This is a genomic window from Kaistia terrae (assembly GCF_026344005.1).
GTDB lineage: Bacteria > Pseudomonadota > Alphaproteobacteria > Rhizobiales > Kaistiaceae > Kaistia > Kaistia terrae.
This window is the reverse complement of the sequence record NZ_JAPKNH010000001.1, coordinates 759,882-779,455: the sequence shown is the minus strand read 5'-3', so window position 1 is coordinate 779,455 and position 19,574 is coordinate 759,882. Positions and strand designations below refer to the sequence as shown.

The following is a 19,574-nucleotide window of genomic DNA, read 5'->3' as shown; positions in this document are numbered from 1 at the left end:
CCCGCCCCCTATTGCCCGACAATGCCAAATTCGATGCGCCGGTTCTGCGCACGACCGGCAGCCTTCGAATTCGACGCAATCGGACGACTTCCGCCGTAACCAACGGGGCTGAGACGCTCGCGCCGGACGCCATCGGAAACGAGATGATTGACGACCGACTGGGCCCGCTCGACGCTCAGGGCCTGGTTCCGGCGCGTTCCGCCAGAGGAATCGGTATGGGCGCCGATTTCGACGGTAGCGACGGGACAACGCTGGACGATGGCGGCGATCCTGTCGAGAAGCCCAAAGCTGCTGGGCAATATGCGCGCCGTCGCCCCATCGAACTGCACCTTTTCGCGCACGCTCTCCGTCCGCAGGGCGACCTGGCAATCCGCCGCTGAAAGCGGATCTCCGCCAACCGCGACTGTCAGCGATGGCGTCAGCTCGAAGTCTTCCGGGAGGTTCGCCCTGACCGTCGCCTCGATATCGGCCTTCGCCCCTTCCGAAACAGCGACACCAAACAGCGACAGCTTGGTGTCGACGAGATCGAAGCGACCGCCCTGCAGCCGGCTCACAGCCTGAAGCGCGACGTCGACGGCCTCGACAAACCCATCCGGCGCGCCGCCGGCGAGCAACAAGCGCAGCTCGATGCGGTCCGGCCCGAATTTGGGTCGGGCGGCGGCGATGATCTTCTGCACAACCTCATCGGTCGGCACATAGCCGCTCAGCGTCAGGCCATCGGGCACACGCGCCGCCGCAAACACAAATGGCGAAACGGCCCCCGGTGAAACGGCGGACCGACGCAGTTCCATGCTGGCGGGCAGCGTCTTCTTGAGCGCTTCGGTGAGGTTGGAATAAGCGGAGGTCGAGACGGCTTCGCCGACGATGTCGTATTGGCGCCCGGTCAGCGCGACCGAGCCCTTGCTGAGCCAGGACAATTGCTCGAGCGCGTATTTGAGCGCACCGATCCAGTCCATCTTCGGGTCGCCGTCGGCGACACGCACGTGGTCCAGAACGGTGAGGTCAGGGAAGAGGCGAGCCGCGGCGCTCAGAACCTCATCATGGGCCTCGACCGAAGGGACATATCCGGTCATGACGACGCTGGTTCCGGCGCGATCCGCCCGCCAGACATAGGGATCCACCCGCGCCGGCAGCAGATCGACCGAGCCGATGCCGACCCCGACCGCGCGCTTGCTGCGGCGAGCCTCGATTTCGGCCAGCGCCATTTCATAGTCAGGCACGGTCTTGGCCTTGCCTTCGATGGAAAGCAGCGACTCGTTGATCGAGATCGAGCCGGTATCGAGCCGTGCCAGCTGATAGGCCGCGAACACTGCCGCGAAGGAGAAGCCTTCCGGCCCGCCCGAAGCAAGTTGGGTAGCATCGATCATGGGCACGCCGGGCAGAGCCACCGCCAGCGCGTCTGCGATATCGCGCCGGACGGCGACCGAAGGAACGTAGCCCTTCTGCTCGACCGATTTGCCGTCATAGACCAGGGTCCAGGTGAACGCCTTTTTCAAAGGCGGCAGGACGCGCACGTTACGAAGCTGTCCACCGGCGGGGATGCTGGCGGAGATGGCGCGCGCGGCCGAGGCGAAACGCGCCTCGTCGACAGCGGTGCCGTCGATCGTGAGGCCGGAACCGGTCAGCGACACCGATCCATTCTCCAGCTCGGCCAATCGCTTGAGAGCGAAATCGGTCAGGACGAGGAAGCCGATGGGCTGGCCGCGCGACAGCACCAGCTTGTCCTCGAGGTTCAGCGTGGGCATTTCGCGGTCGGCCGAGGCCATGACCGCGAGCCTCGCCTCCTCGGACGGCACGAAGCCGCTGATCTCGACCTGGTCGCCGGCGCGCGTCGCCGACCATGTATAGGGCGATTGGAGCGGGATGACGCCGCTGCCGTCGACGACGCGGCCGACGCCCCAGACGCGTTCCGCCGATTCGACGGCGAGGCGCTGCGATATCAGCGTCGGTGAGGTTCCCATCACAATGACGGTACGGCCCCGAATCTTGGCCGAGGCCCAGGGCTGGCCATCAAGCGAAAGCTGGCTGTCGACGCGCGCGCCGATATCCGCTTCGACCTCGCCGAGCGTGCTGGCGAGAGCCCAGATGGTCAGGATGGTGACGAGCAGAAAACCGGAGATGAGCGAAAGGCGCCACGCATTCATGGCAAAACCGCCGGAAGCGAGCGGCACTTACCCGCGTGGCACAACCCAGACAACCAGCCCGACAAGGCCCGTTGAACCGAGCTGCTCTTCATCTTTTCTCCCTCCCGGCTGCCCATGCGAACCACCCCGAGGGCGGTCTGGTCGACAGACGTTTGCAGGAGCGATCCTGACCGCATTCGCGGCCATCCCGCAAGCATCGGATCGGTTCATCCCCGGCAAGCTTGCGGGGGATGCGAGAGAGTGGGGGTGTGTTGCCCGAATGTCAGTGCCGGAAGGCGGCGCTGGACGCCGAGCGGCCAGCTACTGGACGGTCTGCGGGTTCTTGCCGATCCAGTCGTCCGCCATGGCGAGGGCCGTTCGGCGCTCGGTCTCGGTCGCGACCGAGAAGGCCTGTTCCTGGAGCTTCAGGATCCAGGGATCGCCGGCCCCGGAGCGGCCGCGCGCGATGGTCAGGAACATCAGTCCGACGACCGGCTGGCGCTTCACGCCGTCGCCTTCGAACAGCATGTGGCCGAGCAGCGCCTGGGCGCCGACATTGCCCTTGTCGGCCGCAAGCTTGGCCCAGCGGGCCGCCTGGCGGGCATCCCGTTCGCCGCCCTCGCCGTCATAATACATGCGGGCGAGATTGAGCTGGGCGTCGGAGTCGCCGAAATAGGACGCCGCATAGGAGAACATCTGCCGAGCCCGGCTGACATCCGGCAGCACAGAGCTGTTGGGAATGCCGTCACGATAATAGGAACCGAGCGCGACAAAGGCATTCGACACGAAGCGCGCCGAAGGAGCGTCGGGATTATCGTCGGCATGGGCGTCGGCGATCTCGCTGAACAGTTCGAACGCCTTCTTGTCGTCTTTGGTGAGGCCGTCGCCCTCGGCATACATGCGGCCCAGCTTCCACTGGGCAACCGCGTGACCCTTGTCGGCCGCGAAGGTCAGCGCCTCGACGGCGGTGTCCTTGTCGCCCTGCTTGTAGGCGTTGAATCCGAAGCGAAAAGCTTCGACCGGCGTAGCGTTGCGATCCAGCGTCCGCGCGTCGAGCGCCGATGCCTGCCCCGACCATCCGCTGATGCCGGCGAGCACGCTAATTCCAAAGAGGGCGACACCGCCGATTGCGTTACAGATGCGCATTGCACGCCACACCATTCGAGACGCTTGCGCCCGCCAACGACCAAAGGGTCGCCAGGGTCGCCGAAGCGAAAAACTTTTGCTGATCCGCAAAAAGGCGGAGATTCCGATTTGCCCCAATATGGCATTGGTTTCGGGCGAATCCGAGGCTGCTACCCATGCGTTCGATCGTTCGCGCCATCACAGCTGCGTGTACCCTTAAAGACGAATGAGAACGTGTGCCGACAATACGCAAAGTTTGTCCTATCCGCCCCCGGATGAAGAGCACGGTCGTTCCACTTTATGGCTGAAAGGCGGCGATTGAGGCGGGCATCAGGGGCGGTGCGCGAGTTGCGATTGGAGTGTTGCTCGCCCGCAACAAGGAATCGTGACCACCTCCCCAAGACTCGTTTGACGGGTAGTGTCAGCGCTCTTCCAGCTCACGGCGGAGAATCCACTTCTACGACGAACAAACAAGGAACACACTCGCGCCGTAGCGCCGGGCGTGGCAAAATTCCGTCTTGATTCGCCGCCTCGACCACGCCATTGCAACAACCACACAGCTACGGATGACCATGGCAGAGACCGACGACCTTTTCGGATCCGGTGCGACCGCACGAGCGATCAAGCCGGAAGCCCCCTTGCGCGAGGAGCCCGCTCCGCGGCGGATCGCGGCCGTGCCCTCCGCTGAGGGAAGCTATTCGGCTGCCGACATCGAAGTCCTCGAGGGACTGGAGCCGGTGCGCCGTCGCCCCGGCATGTATATTGGCGGCACGGACGAAAAGGCCCTGCACCACCTCTTCGCCGAGGTGATCGATAACTCGATGGACGAGGCCGTCGCCGGCCACGCGACCTTCATCGATGTCGAGCTCGCCGCCGATGGCAGCGTCACCGTCACCGACAATGGTCGCGGCATCCCGGTCGATCCGCACCCCAAGTTCAAGGACAAGTCCGCGCTCGAAGTCATCATGACGACGCTGCATTCGGGCGGAAAGTTCGACTCGAAGGTCTACGAGACCTCGGGCGGCCTGCACGGCGTCGGCATTTCGGTCGTCAACGCCCTGTCGGAAGTTCTCGAAGTCGAGGTGGCGCGCGGCAAGCGCCTCTATCGCCAGACCTTCTCGCGCGGCCATGCGACCTCGAAGCTGGAAACCGTCGGCGAAGTCCACAATCGCCGCGGCACCAAGACTCGCTTCAAGCCGGACGAGCAGATCTTCGGCGTCGGCGCGCATTTCAAGCCGGATCGCCTTTTCGCGATGACGCGATCGAAGGCGTATCTGTTTGGTGGCGTCGAGATCCGCTGGACCTGCGCGCCGGAACTGCTTGGTCCCGATGCCGCGACACCGCCCAATGCGGTGTTGCATTTCCCAGCCGGATTGAAGGACTTCCTCGCCGCCGAACTCGACAACGAGAAAATGATCACGGCCCAGATTTTCGCGGGCCGGACCGAGAAGGCAAGCGGTCATGGCGCGGCGGAGTGGGCCATCGCCTGGTATCCCGGCGACGGCTTCGTCCATTCCTATTGCAACACCATTCCGACCGCTGAAGGCGGCACGCATGAGCAGGGACTTCGCCTGGCTCTGCTGCGCGGCCTCAAATCCTATGCCGAACTCTCCGGCAACAAGCGCGCCTCCGCCATCACCGCCGAAGACGTGATGACCTCCTGCGCCGCCATGCTGTCCGTGTTCGTGCGCGAGCCGGAATTCGTCGGCCAGACCAAGGACAAGCTCTCCAGCGCCGAAGCGACGCGCATCGTCGAAAAGGCGATCGGCGACCCGTTCGACCACTGGCTGACGGCAGCTCCGCAAGAAGCATCGCGCCTGCTCGACTGGGTGATCGAGCGGGCCGAGGAACGGCTTCGCCGCCGGCAAGAGAAGGAAGTCAGCCGCAAGACAGCGGTTCGCAAGCTGCGCCTGCCGGGCAAGCTGGCCGATTGCAGCCAGACGGCGGCCCAGGGCAGCGAAATCTTCATCGTCGAAGGCGATTCCGCCGGCGGCTCGGCCAAGCAGGCGCGCAACCGTGCCAGCCAGGCCGTGCTCCCCCTGCGTGGAAAGATCCTCAACGTCGCCAATGCCGGCCGTGAGAAGCTGGCGCAGAACCAACAGCTCGCCGATCTGATGCAGGCACTCGGCGTCGGCGCTCGCAGCCATTATCGCGACGACGACCTTCGCTACGACAAGGTCATCATCATGACCGATGCTGACGTCGACGGCGCGCATATCGCCTCCTTGCTGATCACCTTCTTCTATCGCGAGATGCCGGCACTGATCGACAAGGGGCATCTCTACCTCGCCGTTCCGCCGCTCTACCGCATCAGCCAGGGCGGCAAGACGCTCTATGCCCGCGACGACAAGCACAAGGAAGAGCTGCTTTCGACGGAGTTCAAGGGCAAGGCCAAGGTCGAGATCGGCCGCTTCAAGGGCCTCGGTGAAATGATGCCCGGCCAGCTCAAGGAAACGACGATGGAGCCGTCGAAGCGTACCTTGCTGCGGGTTGGCATCGTTGACGGCGACATTGAGCTTACGCAGGATGTCGTCGAGCAGTTGATGGGCAACAAGCCCGAGGAACGCTTCCGCTTCATCCAGGAGCGGGCCGTCTTCGTCCGGGAACTCGACATCTGATCGCCCTCGCCTTTCGGCCGAACCTGGCCGAGAGCGCGGCGAACAGCCAGTATCCGCCCATGGACCGTTCCATGCCCTCGGGTCCAGCCATCGGGTCCGCTTCCTACGGAGGTTCACTTATGATCGTTCGCTCACTTCTGGCAGCTTGCCTTCTCTCCGTCGCGATGGCGGCGCCGCTGCGCGCCGATCCGGTCGCCGACAGCGTCACGGCGCTGTCCCCGGCGATCCAGGATGTCCGCGTGCTTGGCACCTGGGAGAAGGATGGTCAAAAGGGCGCCTACCGCATCATCGTCGCCCGCAGCGGCCCGGAGCCCACGGCCCGGATCTTCGTCCAGTGGCTGGCCCGGGGAAGCGACGGAACGGCGCAGGTCCTGCGCAGCGTCGATATCAAGGAAATGATCGAGTTGAAGCGCAATGTCGGCAACCTCGTCGCCGAAGCCGACCCAGACGGTCTCAGCATCTTCCTCGAAATGATAGATCCGACCGCCCCCAACGCCGCCAAGGAGAGCTATGAACTCTTCATCGGCGATGACGAGACCTATCGTTTCGGCCCTGCCAGCAACTAGAATCCTGCCGCCGGAAGCGGCCAGAATCCGCCATTCTTCGCGAAACAATTGACAAGAGCCCGCAAAACCTCGTATTTGCGTGCATCTTTTCATCGATGGCGATGCGCCTGTTTGTCGTCCCATCGGGCTTTGGGCCCCATTTCAAAACATGACCTTCTCTACGCTCGGACTGAGCCCGAAAGTGTTGGCTGCCGTTGAGGCAAGCGGATACACCACGCCGACGCCGATCCAGGCAGAGGCCATCCCGCATGTGCTCTCGCGTCGTGACGTTCTGGGAATCGCCCAGACCGGCACGGGCAAGACAGCATCTTTCGTTCTGCCGATGATCACGCTGCTGGAGCAGGGCCGCGCTCGTGCGCGCATGCCCCGCACGCTGATCCTCGAGCCGACGCGCGAACTGGCAGCGCAGGTTGAAGAGAACTTCAACAAGTATGGCCAGAACCACAAGCTGAACGTCGCCCTCCTCATCGGCGGCGTCTCCTTCAACGACCAGGAAAAGAAGCTCGACCGCGGCGTCGACGTCCTGATCGCGACGCCCGGCCGCCTGCTCGACCATTGCGAGCGCGGCAAGCTTCTGATGACCGGCGTCGAAATCCTCGTCATCGACGAGGCCGACCGCATGCTCGACATGGGCTTCATTCCCGATATCGAGCGCATCGCCAAGCTGATCCCGTTCACGCGCCAGACGCTGTTCTTCTCGGCCACCATGCCGTCGGAAATCCAGCGCCTCGCCGACACGTTCCTGTCGAACCCCGTCCGCGTCGAAGTTGCCAAGCCTGCCAGCACGGCAAAGACGGTAACGCAGCGCTTCGTCCACACCGGTCGCGATGCCTTCGACAAGCGCGAGACGCTGCGCGAACTGATCCGCACGGCGGTCGACCTCAAGAACGCGATCATCTTCTGCAATCGCAAGCGCGATGTGGCTGTCCTCGCCCGCTCGCTCGAGAAGCATGGCTTCTCGGTCGGCGCGCTGCATGGCGACATGGACCAGCGTGCCCGCATGGCGACGCTGGACGCGTTCAAGAACAACCGCCTGACGCTGCTAGTCGCCAGCGACGTTGCGGCGCGCGGCCTCGACATCCCCGATGTCAGCCACGTCTTCAACTTCGACATCCCGACCCATGCGGACGACTATGTCCACCGCATCGGCCGTACGGGTCGCGCCGGCCGTTCCGGCACGGCCATCACGCTCGTCGGACCGTCGGACCAGAAGTATCTTTCGGCGATCGACAAGCTGACCGGTGACGGCGTCGAGTGGATCGGCGAGCCCGTAGCGGCCGACGCTGCGGCGGCTCCGGTTCCCCGTGGCGGCCGTGCCCGCGACAAGGGCGAAGAGCCCCGCGCCGAGCGCGAGCGCAAGCCGCGCGCATCGCGTTCGAGCGTAGCGCGCCAGGTCGAAAAGACCGCGGCCGAGACGCCGGAGAGCGCGCCGGTCGCAGCCGAGCCAATCGTCGCCGAAGCTCGCCAGCCGAAGGCCGAGCCCGCACCGCGTCGACAGGAAGCGCCCCGCCAGAAGGAAGCTGCCCGTCAGCCGGAAGCTCCGCGCCAGCAGGAAGCTCCCCGTCAGCAGGAAACCGCCCGCCAGCCGGAAGCCCCGCGTCAGCAGGAACCTTCCCGCCAGCCGGACGCTCCGCGTCAGCAGGAAGCGTCTCGTCAGCAGGAAAACCCGCGCCGCGAGCGTGATCAGCGCGACCGCCCTGCCCGCAACGATCGTCGTGATCGCAACGAGCCGGACGACAAGGTGATCGGCCTCGGCGATCACGTGCCGCAGTTCCTGCTGCGCCCGGTCCGCCTGCCGACATCGTCTTCCTGAGTTTGATGCCGCTTCGCGGCATCTCACCATGCCGCCGCGAGACGGTGGCATGGTCGGCGGAAATTGGCTGAGCCCGACCGCCGCTGGTTCCCGGCGATTAGCCGGCCAAGGATCGCGCGTCGAGGCAATTTCCCTCCGCGCCACAACCTCCCAAAAAGACATCGCAGACAGTTGTAAGCGGCCCAGCCTGAAATGCGGCCGTTACGAACGGCTGCGTGCTGCATCGCGCCGAACACGCGGAAGCTTCATCCTTCGCCGGCTCGGCCAAAGGCCGGCGGTTGAGGATTTGTGGCCTCACGGGATAGCTCCCTGATCCTTCTCCGACTCTTCGAGCCAACCTCTCCCGCCGGGAGAGGTGAGAAGACAGAGGAGGTCACGCGGTACGCGCTACAGGCGCGGAACGGCCCAGGCGACCATCTCGACCAGAACCTGATCGAGCGCCGCGTTGAGGCCGGTTACGGCGGCGGGAGCCGTATCCTCGGCGACGGGCACCGATGCCTTGAACAGCTTCGCCTCGACCACCTTGCCGGTGCGATCGTTCATGACCTGCGCGAAGATCTCGATCTCGGCGAAGCGACCCGCCGGCGTCACGTCGAACGCGAAGGTGCGAATGTTCGTCAGCAGCTGGTAATCGATCGACAGCCCCTCGCCCGGCCTGCCGATGGCGCGCACACCCTTCGATTTCTCGAACGCCTGGATGATCCGGCTCTGCACCAGACGCGGCAGCGTGTCGGGATACTGGGCGTTGGGGTAGTAGGCGACGAGCGGGCCACGCGTGACGACGATGCGCTGGCTGGCCAGTGTCTGCAGCGCGAACGGCTCGGGCACCAGGACCTGGGACGAGGTCCGGCCCTTGACGGCCGGCGCCGATTCGACGCCGGGCAGATCGTAGGTTGTTGGCGGCGGTGACGTCAGCAGGCGGCTCACGCAGCCAGACAGCAGCGCGGCGCACAGGATCGTCGTGAGCATCCCCGGCAACAGGGATCGCTTGGCGGTTCGCATGTTTGGCGTGTCCCCGGTGTTCGTCATTTCCGGTTGTAGTCCTGTACCGTCGGATTGCCAAAGATGAGACGCTGCGGATTGCTCTGGATCGAATTGATCGCCCGATCGAACTGCGTCGTTGTCCGGCGCAACTGATCGACGAGACCGTCCACGTTGCGCAGGCCCCTGCCGCTGAAATTGGCGAGGTTGTCGGCAATCTGCCCGGCCTTGCCAGAGAACGCCTCGGCGACCTTGCGGATCGCGGCGGCGGCGGCGGTCGCCTCGGCGAAGAAGTTCTTGCCGTTTGGATCGGACACGAGGTCCTGCACCTTGCCGAGAATGCCGTCGATACGGGTCGAGGCGGCATTCAGCTTCTGCACCATGTCGCGGGTATTGTTGACGATCAGATCGATGTCGGGCTGCTTTTCCTTGACGCCGGCGACGAAATCCCTGGCGTCGGAGACGGTCTTGCCCGCGTCCGCGACGATCTTGTTGACGTCGACGGTGGCCGTCTGGACGCGCCGGGCGACCATGGCGATGTCGTTGATCGTGCTCTTGACGGCCTCGACCTGGACCGCCGCGATGATCTTCTCGGCACCGGCCAGCGCGGTCTCCAACTGCTCGGAGATCTGCTTTACATTGCCGATGATTTCGGGGAAGGCGTCCGACGATGCCGAGAGCTTTTCGGTCACGCTGGCGATGTTGTCGAGGGTATCGGCCACCTTGGCGGGATTGATCGCCGAGATGATCTTGTCAGCCTTGCCGACGACGCCGCTCAGGCTTTCCGATAGCGAGCCGATCCGCTTGGAGAGGTCGCCGACATTGGCCATGAATTCCTTCACGCCGTCCGCATTCTCGGCCAGAGCGCCTGTGAAGGTCTGGATGTTCTTGACGGAAACGTTCAGCGCCGGCTCGGCCGTATCGATGAAGCCGTTGACGCGATCGACCGCCGTGTTGACCTTGGCCACGAGTTCCTGGGCGCTGGCGATCAGGTCCTGCAGGCCGGATCCCTGCGCCGTCAGAGTCGGAATGCCCTGCTGGTCGAGGAGGTTCGGCAGCGAGCCCGTGCCGCCCCTCAACTCGACATAGGCAATGCCGGTCAGTCCCTGAATGCCCAGCGAAGCCTTGGTGTCTTTCTTGATCGGCTGGTTCGGGTCGACGGAAACCATCGCCTCGACCTCGTTCGGATCGTCCGGATTGATCCGGAGCGTATTCACTTCGCCGACCTTGATGCCGTTGAAGAGAACCTGGCTGCCGGGAGCAAGGCCGGTGACCGATCCGGGAATGAGGATGCGCAGCGGCTTGCGGATGCCGCTCTCGTCATAACGCGCGAGCCAGTAGATGAAGACGAAGCAGGCAACAATCACGCCCAGCGTGAACAGTCCGATCGTTGCATAGTTGGCGCGCGTTTCCATTAAACTTCGTTCTCCACGCGACGCGCACGCACGCCGCGGAAATATTTCTGAACCCAGGGATCATCGAAATCCAGCATATCCTGCATGGTTCCCTCGATCAGCACATGTCGCTCGCCCAATACCGCGATTCGGTCGCATACGGTGTGAAGGCTATCCAGGTCATGGGTTACCATGAACACGGTGAGCCCTAAAGTATCGCGAAGGGTGGCGATCAATTCATCGAACTCGGCCGCGCCGATCGGGTCGAGGCCCGAGGTCGGTTCGTCGAGGAAGACGATGGCCGGATCCATCGCCAGCGCCCGCGCCAGGCTGGCGCGCTTGATCATGCCGCCGGAAAGCTCGGAGGGCATGCGGTCGGCCGCTTCCGGCGCCAAACCGACGAGGTCGATCTTCACGCGCGCCAGTTCATCCATCAGCCGCTGCGACAGATGCAGATGCTCGCGCATCGGGAATTCGACGTTCTGAAGCACCGTCAGCGACGAAAACAGCGCGCCCTGCTGGAACAGAACGCCGAGCCGGCGATCGATCGAGGCGCGCGTATCGGCGTCGGCATCGTCATAGGGCGTGCCGAGGATCTCGACGGACCCTGCCCGCTTGGACTGAAGGCCGAGGATCGTGCGCAGCAGCACCGACTTGCCGGTGCCGGAAGCGCCGACGACGCCCAGGATCTCGCCGCGATAGACGTCGATATCGAGATTTTCGAGGATCAGCCGGTCGCCGAAGCCGACCGTGATTCCACGGCCGCTGATAACGACTTCCCTCTCGCTGCCATGCCCGTTCAACGGCTCTGCCATGATCAGTAGTTCACCGCTGCGAAGTAGAGGGCGAACAGGCCGTCGACGACGATCACCATGAAGATCGACTTCACCACCGCAGCGGTGGTGTGCTGGCCAAGCGACGCGGCGCTGCCGCGCACGCTCAGGCCTTCCGAGGCCGCGATGATGCCGATGATCAGGGCCATGAACGGCGCCTTGATCAGGCCGACGAAGAGCGTGTTGAGCGCGACCGCGTCGCGCACCCGGTCGATATAGGCCTCCGGCGCAATGCCGATATACACCCAGCTCACCAGCCCACCGCCGACGAGCGCGGCGATGTCGGCCAGGAACACAAGCATCGGCAAGGCGATGATCAGCGCCACGATCCGGGGCATGATCAGCACTTCGACGGGATCGACGCCGATCACGCTGAGCGCGTCGATCTCCTCGCGCATCTTCATCGAGCCGATTTCGGCCGTGATGGCGCTGCCGGAGCGGCCGGCGATCATGATCGCCGTCAGCAGGACGCCGATCTCGCGCAGCACCAGGATTGCCACGAGGTCGACGGAAAAGATCTCGGCGCCGAACGCGCGGAGCTGGAAGGCGCTCTGCTGCGCGATGATCGCGCCGATCAGCAGCGACATCAGCGTGATGATCGGCACGGCGCGCAGGCCGGTGCGATCGATGTGGAAGATGATCGACGTGATGCGGAACCGCGCCGGGTGGCGTATGGCCCGTGCGAGGCCGCGCGTGACGCCGCCCAGAATGTTCAGGCCGGCGAGCAGATCCTGCCACGAGAAATACATCGTCCGGCCGACGGCCTCGACGAGTTCCTGCGCGGCGCCGATCTGCGGCGGCGGTGGCGGTGTTTCGCGCTCGGTCGGATTGAGCGCGTCGAGTAGCCGCTGGGCATTCTCGGAGGCGCCTTCGACCGAGACGTCGCCTTCCTTGGCGCTCAGTCCGCGGTGGAGCCGCGTGAGCAGCCAGGCGCCTGCGGTATCGATGTGCTCGATGCCGGACAGGTCGATGACCGTCGCGCCGGAAACGTCGGAGATTGCCTTGTCGATCGACGGCTCGAGATTGCCAACGGTGCGCACGGTCCATGAGCCAACCGCCCGCAACCGGGCTTGCCCGTCGGTGTCCGAAAAATCGAGTTGCGCTACAATTGCCGTTGCCACGACCGCTCCGCGTTCGAAGCCTGCATCCGGGATAGGGGCGCTTGCGCGGGGCTTGTGGCGCCGCTGGGCGCCTCCTAAGCTCCCTACCTCATAGGTGTTTGCACGAGCAAGGAAGCGCGGGCAAGCCCTTGGCTGGAAAGGAAGTCGGGATGCAGATCGCAACACCCTACCTGTTGTTTTTGGGTGACGTTCCTGACGCCCTGGCGGCCAAGACGGCGCTCGGCATCGTCGATTGGCGTCCGGAGTGGTGCCTCGGCCAGTTGCGACTCGCCGGATGCCGTGCGGACGCGAATATTCCCGACATGACGATCGCCGAGGCCCGAGAGGCCGGCGTTCGAACCATGATCGTCGGCGCGGTGAATGCCGGCGGCGTGCTGCCCGATCACTGGGTCGCCTCGATCGTCGAAGCGCTCGAAGCTGGCTTTGACGTGGCGACGGGGCTGCACTCGCGCCTCAGTGACAATCCGGCGATCCGCGACGCGGCCGCGCGCTCCGGCGGCAAGCTGCACGACGTCCGCCATTCGACGCAGCGCTTCGCCACCGGAAAGGGAACCAAACGCAGCGGCCTGCGCCTGCTGACGGTCGGCACCGATTGTTCGGTCGGCAAGAAATACACGGCCCTGGCGCTGGAGCGCGGCATGCGGGCCGCCGGCCTCGATGCCGATTTTCGGGCCACCGGGCAGACCGGCGTGTTCATTTCCGGCCGGGGCGTCGCCATTGACGCCGTTGTGGCCGATTTCATCTCCGGCGCGGTCGAGTGGCTGTCGCCGGAAGCGGAAACCAACCATTGGGATCTGATCGAGGGGCAGGGTTCGCTCTTTCACCCCTCCTTCGCCGGCGTGACGCTGGGCCTTCTGCATGGCGCGCAACCCGACGCCTTCGTCGTCTGCCATGAGCCGACCCGCATCACGATGCGGGGCGTAGAGCATCCCCTGCCGTCGATCCAGCAGGTGATCGACCTGACGATCGCCTGTGGCCGGCTGACCAACCCCGTCATCCGCTGCGTCGGCATCGCCATCAACACCCAGGCGCTCGATGACGAGGCGGCGCGAAAAGTGCTCGATGCGGCGGCGAGCGAACATGGTATTCCCGCCGTCGATCCGATCCGTACCGGCGTCGGCCCGATCGTCGACCGCATCCTGCAGGACTTCCCTCGCTCATGACCTTCTCTGCTTCCGTCGATGTCGAAAGCTGGCCGATCGCCGGCAGTTTCGTCATCTCGCGTGGCTCCCGCACCGAAGCCCATGTCGTCGTCGTCACGCTGCGGGACGGCGCGTGGACGGGACACGGCGAATGCGTGCCCTATGCGCGCTACGGCGAGACGGTCGAGGGAGTCGTCGCCACGATCCGCGCCGCGCTCGAAACCTTTTCCGGCCCGCCCGACCGCGAAGCGCTGCGTGCCGCGATGCCGCCGGGGGCTGCCCGCAACGCCATTGATTGTGCGCTGTGGGACCTCGAAGCCAAGCGCAGCGGCATCTCCGTCGCCGACACGCTCGGCATCGTCGCGCCCAAGGCGTTGATCACGGCCTATACGCTGAGCCTCGGCACAGCCGCCAGCATGGCGGAGGCGGCGCGAGTCGCCTCGCACCGCCCTCTCCTCAAGGTGAAGCTCGGCGGCGACGGCGACATCGAACGGATCGCGGCGGTCCGGCGCGGCGCTCCGACGAGCCGGATCATCGTCGATGCCAACGAGGCGTGGTCGGCGGAGAATTTCGACGCCAACATGCGCGCCTGTGTCGAGGCGGGCGTCGAACTGATCGAACAGCCGCTTCCCGCCGGCAAGGACGAACTGCTTCGCCATCTCGACCGGCCTGTACCGGTCTGTGCCGACGAGAGCCTGCATGTCGCGGATGATCTCGGCCATCTCGTCGGCAGCTACGACGCGATCAACATCAAGCTGGACAAGACCGGCGGCCTCACCGAGGCGCTGCGCCTGCGCAAGTCGGCGGAAGCGCTTGGCTTCACGCTGATGATCGGCTGCATGGTGGGCACGTCGCTCGCCATGGCGCCGGCGGTGCTGCTGGCGCAGGACGCCCAGTTCGTCGATCTTGACGGCCCGCTGCTGCTGGCGCGCGATCGTTCGCCGGGCCTCGTCTACGAGGGCAGCCTCGTCAGCCCGCCCGCTCCCGCGCTATGGGGCTAGGCCGGGTATCCTTCGGCAATAGCAGAACAAGGATGGCCAAGACGCCGCCGATCCCCATGACGGGAAAAGCCATCGCGCCAAGATGGGCATAGAGCGGTCCTGACAGCAGGGTCGCGAGCGCCAGCGCCAGACCCGACGTCGTCTGCGAAATGCCCTGCGCCGAGGCAGTCATTTCCTCCGGCACGTCGCGGGCAATGGCAAGCTGCATGCCGGCATAGACAGCCGCGAAGGTCAGTGCATGCAGCATCTGCAGCGCCAGGGACGACCAAAGCTCGGTCGCCAGCGGAAACAGGCTCCACCGCACCAGCGCCGCGATGGCCCCGATCAGGATCAGCCGCTCGGGCGGCACGCGGCGAAGCGCCTTGCCCGATACGAAGAACATGGCGATCTCGGCGACGACGCCCGACGCCCAGAGCAGGCCGATCTCGCCGCCGCTGAAGCCGAGCTTTTCCCACTGGATCGTGCCGAAGCTGTAGAAGACGGCATGGGTCGCTGTGATGAAAGCAGTCGAGGCCATCACGACGAGGAAGCTGCGGCTCATCAGGATCGAGCGCGCCGAAACGGGCTCCGGCTTCGCCGCATCATCGGCGGCGCGGATCCCGGGCGGTGTAACCGGCAGCAGGAAGGCCGACAGCGCCGCGATGACATAGCCGCCGATCAGCATGGGCGAGAGCGAAGCGGGGCCGAAATGCCCGAAGATGACGCCGCCGGCGAGGCTGACAACGATGAAGCTGATCGATCCCCACACCCGCATCTTGCCATAGTCGAGCCCGAAGCGGCGTACGCCGGTCAAGGCCAGAGCATCGATGGCCGGCATGGTCAGGCCGAGCGTCGCCGTGGCAATTCCGGTCAGGACGAGGATCGGCCAGTAGCCACCGACCATCGTCGCCGGAATGAAGAACAGTAGCCCGAGCAGCGCGAAGATGATGACGGCAAAGCGCCGGTTCGGGGCGCGGTCCGCCAAGGCGCTTCCAACCGGCATGAACAGCAGCCGCGCCGCGAGCGGAAAGGCGAGACAGACGCCGATCTGCTCCGGCGTCAGCCCGCGCTGATGCAGCCAGACCGGGAAGAACGGCGTCATCAAACCGCCGACGACGAAAAAGCCCGTATAGAAGAGCGAGATGCGGGGGCCGAAATGGCGCGGCGCGGCAACCATGATGCCTGAAACCTGAAAGCCGGCGCGAATGGCGCGGCGCAAGAAGAAGAGCGCAGGGGGATGCGCCTACGGATCGATTCTCCCGTCCGAACGGGAAGCAGCCGATATCACGCCGCGAGCGCGCGCTCCAGAACGTCCGGGTCGATATTGCCGCCGGAGAGCAGGATGACCACCGTCTTGCCACGCGCATCGATGCGGCCGGACAGCAGGCTGGCCAAGGCGGCGGCGCCGCCCGGTTCGACAACCAGCTTCAACGTCCGGAACGCGAAGGCCACGGCGGCCATGGCATCGATATCGGACACGGCGACAGCCCGCGCGCCCGTCGCGCGGTTGATGGCAAAGCCGATGGCTCCCGGCTGCGGCGCCATCAGCGCATCGCAGATCGAACCATCCGTCCGCGGATTGCGCTGGATCGAGCCCGAAGCCAGCGAGCGGGCATAATCGTCAAAGCCAGCCGGCTCGGCCAAAAAGACCTGCGTGTTGGGGCTTTCCGCCGCGATCGCCAGTCCGATGCCGGCCGACATGCCGCCGCCGCCGCAGGGTACGACCACGATATCGGCATGCTCGCCGCGCTTGGCCAGATCCTCGGCGATCTCGAGGCCGATGGTGCCCTGCCCGGCAATGACGCGACCGTCATTATAGGCGTGAATGAGCTCCGCCCCCGTCTCCGCGACAATCGAGGCTGTGATGGCATCACGATCGTCGCTGGCCCGGTCATAGGCGACGATCGAAGCGCCACGCTGGCGCGTGCCTTCGCGTTTCGCGGCGGGCGCGTCGCCCGGCATGACGATGGTGGCGGGTACGCCGAACAGCCGCGCCGCTTCCGCGATGCCCTGCGCATGATTGCCGGAGGACGAGGCCACGATGCCATGCGCCCGCTCCGCTTCGCTCAACGAGGCGATGGCATTGAAGGCGCCGCGAAACTTGAACGAGCCCGTGCGCTGGAGGTTCTCACACTTGAGATAAATCCGCCCGCCGGTGATCTCGTCCAGCGCCGGGCTGGAAATCAGCGGCGTGCGAATGGCTTCAGCAGCGATGCGCTTCGCTGCCATGCGGATATCGTCAATGGTGGGGGTCATGACTCTGCCAACGGCCGTGTGGGACGCCCTTAACGTTACACGAAAGCGCGGCCAGCGCAGCCTTTTTGCGCGGCCAGAACGTTGTCGAGAAACTGTCGCGTCGCCGCCTGCCAGGAATGGCGCAGCGCCACGGCGCGGCATTCGTCGCGCGGGATATCGAGCGCCGTCAGCGCCGCCTTGCGCAAATCCTCGTCGAGAACGCCCGCCCCCGTCCCGCCGACGACGTCGCGCGGGCCGGCGACCGGAAAGGCCGCCACCGGCAGGCCGGACGCCATCGCCTCGAGCATGACGACGCCGAACGTGTCGGTGCGGCTTGGAAAGACGAAGCAATCCGACGCCGCATAGACATCGGCCAGGGCGTTGCCGACCTTGCTGCCGAGGAACGAGACTTCCGGATGGGCGCGCTTCAGGCTTTCCAGCGCCGGGCCGTCGCCGACGACGACCTTGCTGCCCGGCAGGTCGAGATCGAGGAAGGCGCCGATGTTCTTCTCGACGGCGACGCGACCGACATAGAGGAAGATCGGCCGCGGCAGATCGAGGATCTCGCTGCGCCGGGCGGGGTTGAACAGCTCCGCATCGACGCCGCGCGACCAGCGCATCAGATGGGTGAAGCCGCGCCCTGCCAGTTCAGCCTGCAACGATGCGGTGGCGACCATGCATCCCGCGCCGGAATTGTGGAAGGCTCGCAGCGCCGCATAGGTCCAGTCGACGGGCACAGGCAGGCGTGCGGCGAGATATTCGGGAAACCGCGTGTGATAGCTGGTCGTGAAGATCCGCCCACGCTTGCGGCACCAACGCCGCACGGCGTAGCCGATCGGCCCTTCGGTAGCGATGTGGACATGATCGGGAGCTGCCTCGTCGAGCCGCCGACCGATCGCACCGGGAGCGGCGAGGGTCAGCCGGATCTCGGGATAGGTCGGGCATGGGACCGTGCGATAGCCTTCCGGCGTCAGCAGGAGGGGCGTCGCGCCGAATTCCGGCAGATGCCGGGCCAGTCGCTCCAGCGTCCGCACGACCCCGTTGATCTGCGGATGCCAGGCGTCGCTCGCGATCAGGATCCGGCTCATGCGGCGACCTTGTCGATCTCCGGCTCATCCTCGAATTCGACCGCATACTGGCCGGCGATATCGCCCCAGCGGATCATCTCCATCCGCCCGTCATGATGCTCGACGATCGCCGTGCAGCTTTCGACCCAGTCGCCCGTATTGATGTAGCGGATGCCGAGATCGTCGCGGATGGTCGGGTGGTGGATGTGGCCGCAGACGACACCGTCCGCCCCTACCCGCTTTGCCTCGGTCAGCAGCGCCTGCTCGAACGCGCCGATGAAGGAAACCGCGTTCTTGACCTTGAGCTTGGCCCAGGCGGAAAGCGACCAGTATTCAAAGCCGAGCTTGCGGCGAACCTTGCCGACGACCGTATTGAGCGCCAGCGCTAGGTTGTAGGCATGGTCACCGAGGAAGGCGAGCCACTTGGCATGCCGCACGACAACGTCGAACTGGTCGCCATGCATCACCAGCAGGCGTTTGCCGTCCGCCGTCTCGTGGATGATGCTGTCGGCGATCTCGACGCCACCCATTTGCAGGCCGAGATAGTCGCGCAGGAATTCGTCGTGATTGCCGGGGATGTAGACGAGCCGAGCGCCCTTGCGTCCCTTGCGAAGCAACTTCTGCACGACGTCATTGTGTGCCTGCGGCCAATACCAGCTCTTCTTCAGCCGCCAGCCGTCGATGATATCGCCGACGAGATAGATCGTCTCGGCATCGTGCCACTTCAGGAAGTCGAGCAGAAGATCAGCCTGGCTTCCTCGTGTGCCGAGATGAAAATCGGACAGGAAGAGCGTGCGGAGATGACGGGGAGCGACATCGCTCGTCATGATGTTGATTCGTCCTCATCCATGAGACCGGTGTCGATTGCTTAGCCGACACGCGCCACAGATTTGTGACAGTCTTCAGAAGAGGGTCGGCACCATCGACAGGACGAGAAGCAGCGCCATCGCCGCGTTGAAAATCGCGACGCGGCGATCGCTGTCGAGAAAGCGCGAAATCGCCGTCCCGAACAGGCACCAGGTCACGGCCGAAGGCAGCGACGTCAGCGCGAAGATGGCTGCCAGCAGCAGCACGGCCGGCAGCATCGCGCTTCCGGCGGGAACGAACAGCGCCATGGCGGTGACCGCCATGATCCAGGCCTTGGGATTGACCCACTGGAACAGCGCCGCGGACAGGAAGGTCATCGGCCTGCCCTGCTTCCTCCCGTCGGCGTCATGCCGGCCGGCGCGCGCCAGCTTCCAGGCCAGATAGACCAGATAGGCAAAGGAGACGTATTTCAGGATCTCGTGCAGGACGGGATAGGTCTCGAAAAATCCGCCAAGTCCCATGCCGACCGCGAACACCATCAGCGGAAAGCCGACCGTGATGCCGAGCATATGCGGCACGCTGGGCACGACACCCCAGTTGGCGCCCGAAATCATCAGCATCGTGTTGTTCGGCCCCGGCGTGAACGCCATCACCGCCGCGAAGCCGAGAATGGCCAGCACATGTTCCATGGGGTCCTCCCGAGACCGGACTCATTCCATGCCACGGCCGCCGCAATAGGTCAATAATGCTGACATTTCCAGTCAGGGCG

The 19,574-nt window shown here is 65.0% G+C and carries 16 protein-coding genes; 5 read left to right on the top strand and 11 right to left on the bottom strand.

Annotated elements, in window-relative coordinates; all coding sequences use genetic code 11:
- Positions 1–8: 8 nt before the first annotated feature.
- Positions 9–2,144, bottom strand: a complete 2,136-nt coding sequence (locus tag OSH12_RS03570; protein WP_266342112.1) for an OmpA family protein — start codon at positions 2,142–2,144, stop codon at positions 9–11.
- Positions 2,145–2,444: 300 nt separating this feature from the next.
- The gene (locus OSH12_RS03565) at positions 2,445–3,269 is read right to left on the bottom strand and encodes a tetratricopeptide repeat protein (protein ID WP_266342111.1); all 825 of its coding nucleotides are present in this window, start codon (positions 3,267–3,269) and stop codon (positions 2,445–2,447) included.
- 551 nt (positions 3,270–3,820) lie between these two features.
- Here OSH12_RS03565 and parE point away from each other — a divergent pair.
- The 3 genes from parE (at position 3,821) to OSH12_RS03550 (ending at position 8,245) form a co-directional block, all read left to right on the top strand.
- Complete coding sequence (gene parE, locus OSH12_RS03560; protein WP_266342110.1) at positions 3,821–5,866, top strand: DNA topoisomerase IV subunit B; 2,046 nt, start codon at positions 3,821–3,823, stop codon at positions 5,864–5,866.
- Positions 5,867–5,985: 119 nt separating this feature from the next.
- Positions 5,986–6,432, top strand: a complete 447-nt coding sequence (locus OSH12_RS03555) for a hypothetical protein (protein ID WP_266342109.1) — start codon at positions 5,986–5,988, stop codon at positions 6,430–6,432.
- A 148-nt stretch (positions 6,433–6,580) separates the two neighbouring features.
- The gene (locus OSH12_RS03550) at positions 6,581–8,245 is read left to right on the top strand and encodes a DEAD/DEAH box helicase (RefSeq protein ID WP_266342108.1); all 1,665 of its coding nucleotides are present in this window, start codon (positions 6,581–6,583) and stop codon (positions 8,243–8,245) included.
- A gap of 387 nt (positions 8,246–8,632) precedes the next feature.
- Here the strand turns inward: OSH12_RS03550 and OSH12_RS03545 are convergent, their stop codons facing one another.
- The 4 genes from OSH12_RS03545 to OSH12_RS03530 are packed head-to-tail and all read right to left on the bottom strand — an operon-like array spanning position 8,633 to position 12,493.
- A complete protein-coding gene (locus tag OSH12_RS03545) occupies positions 8,633–9,247 on the bottom strand; it encodes an ABC-type transport auxiliary lipoprotein family protein (protein WP_266342107.1) in 615 nt (204 codons plus the stop codon).
- A gap of 23 nt (positions 9,248–9,270) precedes the next feature.
- Complete coding sequence (locus tag OSH12_RS03540; RefSeq protein WP_266342106.1) at positions 9,271–10,641, bottom strand: MlaD family protein; 1,371 nt, start codon at positions 10,639–10,641, stop codon at positions 9,271–9,273.
- Positions 10,641–11,435, bottom strand: coding sequence for an ABC transporter ATP-binding protein (locus OSH12_RS03535; protein ID WP_266342105.1), 795 nt, complete (start codon positions 11,433–11,435; stop codon positions 10,641–10,643). The genes OSH12_RS03540 and OSH12_RS03535 overlap by 1 nt, the downstream gene beginning before the upstream one ends.
- 2 nt (positions 11,436–11,437) lie before the next feature.
- The gene (locus OSH12_RS03530; RefSeq protein WP_380224329.1) at positions 11,438–12,493 is read right to left on the bottom strand and encodes an ABC transporter permease; all 1,056 of its coding nucleotides are present in this window, start codon (positions 12,491–12,493) and stop codon (positions 11,438–11,440) included.
- A 230-nt stretch (positions 12,494–12,723) separates the two neighbouring features.
- Here OSH12_RS03530 and dgcN point away from each other — a divergent pair, with 230 nt between their 5' ends.
- The gene (gene dgcN, locus OSH12_RS03525) at positions 12,724–13,737 is read left to right on the top strand and encodes an N-acetyltransferase DgcN (RefSeq protein WP_266342103.1); all 1,014 of its coding nucleotides are present in this window, start codon (positions 12,724–12,726) and stop codon (positions 13,735–13,737) included.
- The gene (gene dgcA / locus OSH12_RS03520; protein WP_266342102.1) at positions 13,734–14,717 is read left to right on the top strand and encodes an N-acetyl-D-Glu racemase DgcA; all 984 of its coding nucleotides are present in this window, start codon (positions 13,734–13,736) and stop codon (positions 14,715–14,717) included. Before dgcN ends, dgcA begins: the two co-directional genes overlap by 4 nt.
- Here dgcA and OSH12_RS03515 read toward each other — a convergent pair.
- The 5 genes from OSH12_RS03515 to OSH12_RS03495 all read right to left on the bottom strand — a co-directional run bounded on the left by OSH12_RS03515 (position 14,686) and on the right by OSH12_RS03495 (position 19,494).
- Positions 14,686–15,873, bottom strand: a complete 1,188-nt coding sequence (locus OSH12_RS03515; RefSeq protein ID WP_266342101.1) for an MFS transporter — start codon at positions 15,871–15,873, stop codon at positions 14,686–14,688. The genes dgcA and OSH12_RS03515 overlap by 32 nt on opposite strands.
- A gap of 107 nt (positions 15,874–15,980) precedes the next feature.
- Positions 15,981–16,952 carry a threonine ammonia-lyase gene (locus OSH12_RS03510; protein ID WP_266342100.1) on the bottom strand — a complete coding sequence of 324 codons (972 nt, stop codon included), beginning with the start codon at positions 16,950–16,952 and terminating at the stop codon, positions 15,981–15,983.
- Positions 16,953–16,987: 35 nt separating this feature from the next.
- The gene (locus tag OSH12_RS03505; protein ID WP_266342099.1) at positions 16,988–18,019 is read right to left on the bottom strand and encodes a glycosyltransferase family 4 protein; all 1,032 of its coding nucleotides are present in this window, start codon (positions 18,017–18,019) and stop codon (positions 16,988–16,990) included.
- Entirely contained in the window at positions 18,016–18,825 is an 810-nt protein-coding gene (locus OSH12_RS03500) for a UDP-2,3-diacylglucosamine diphosphatase (protein WP_266342098.1), read from the bottom strand. The genes OSH12_RS03505 and OSH12_RS03500 overlap by 4 nt, the downstream gene beginning before the upstream one ends.
- A gap of 75 nt (positions 18,826–18,900) precedes the next feature.
- Complete coding sequence (locus OSH12_RS03495; RefSeq protein ID WP_266342097.1) at positions 18,901–19,494, bottom strand: LysE family translocator; 594 nt, start codon at positions 19,492–19,494, stop codon at positions 18,901–18,903.
- Between the last annotated feature and the right edge of the window lie 80 nt (positions 19,495–19,574).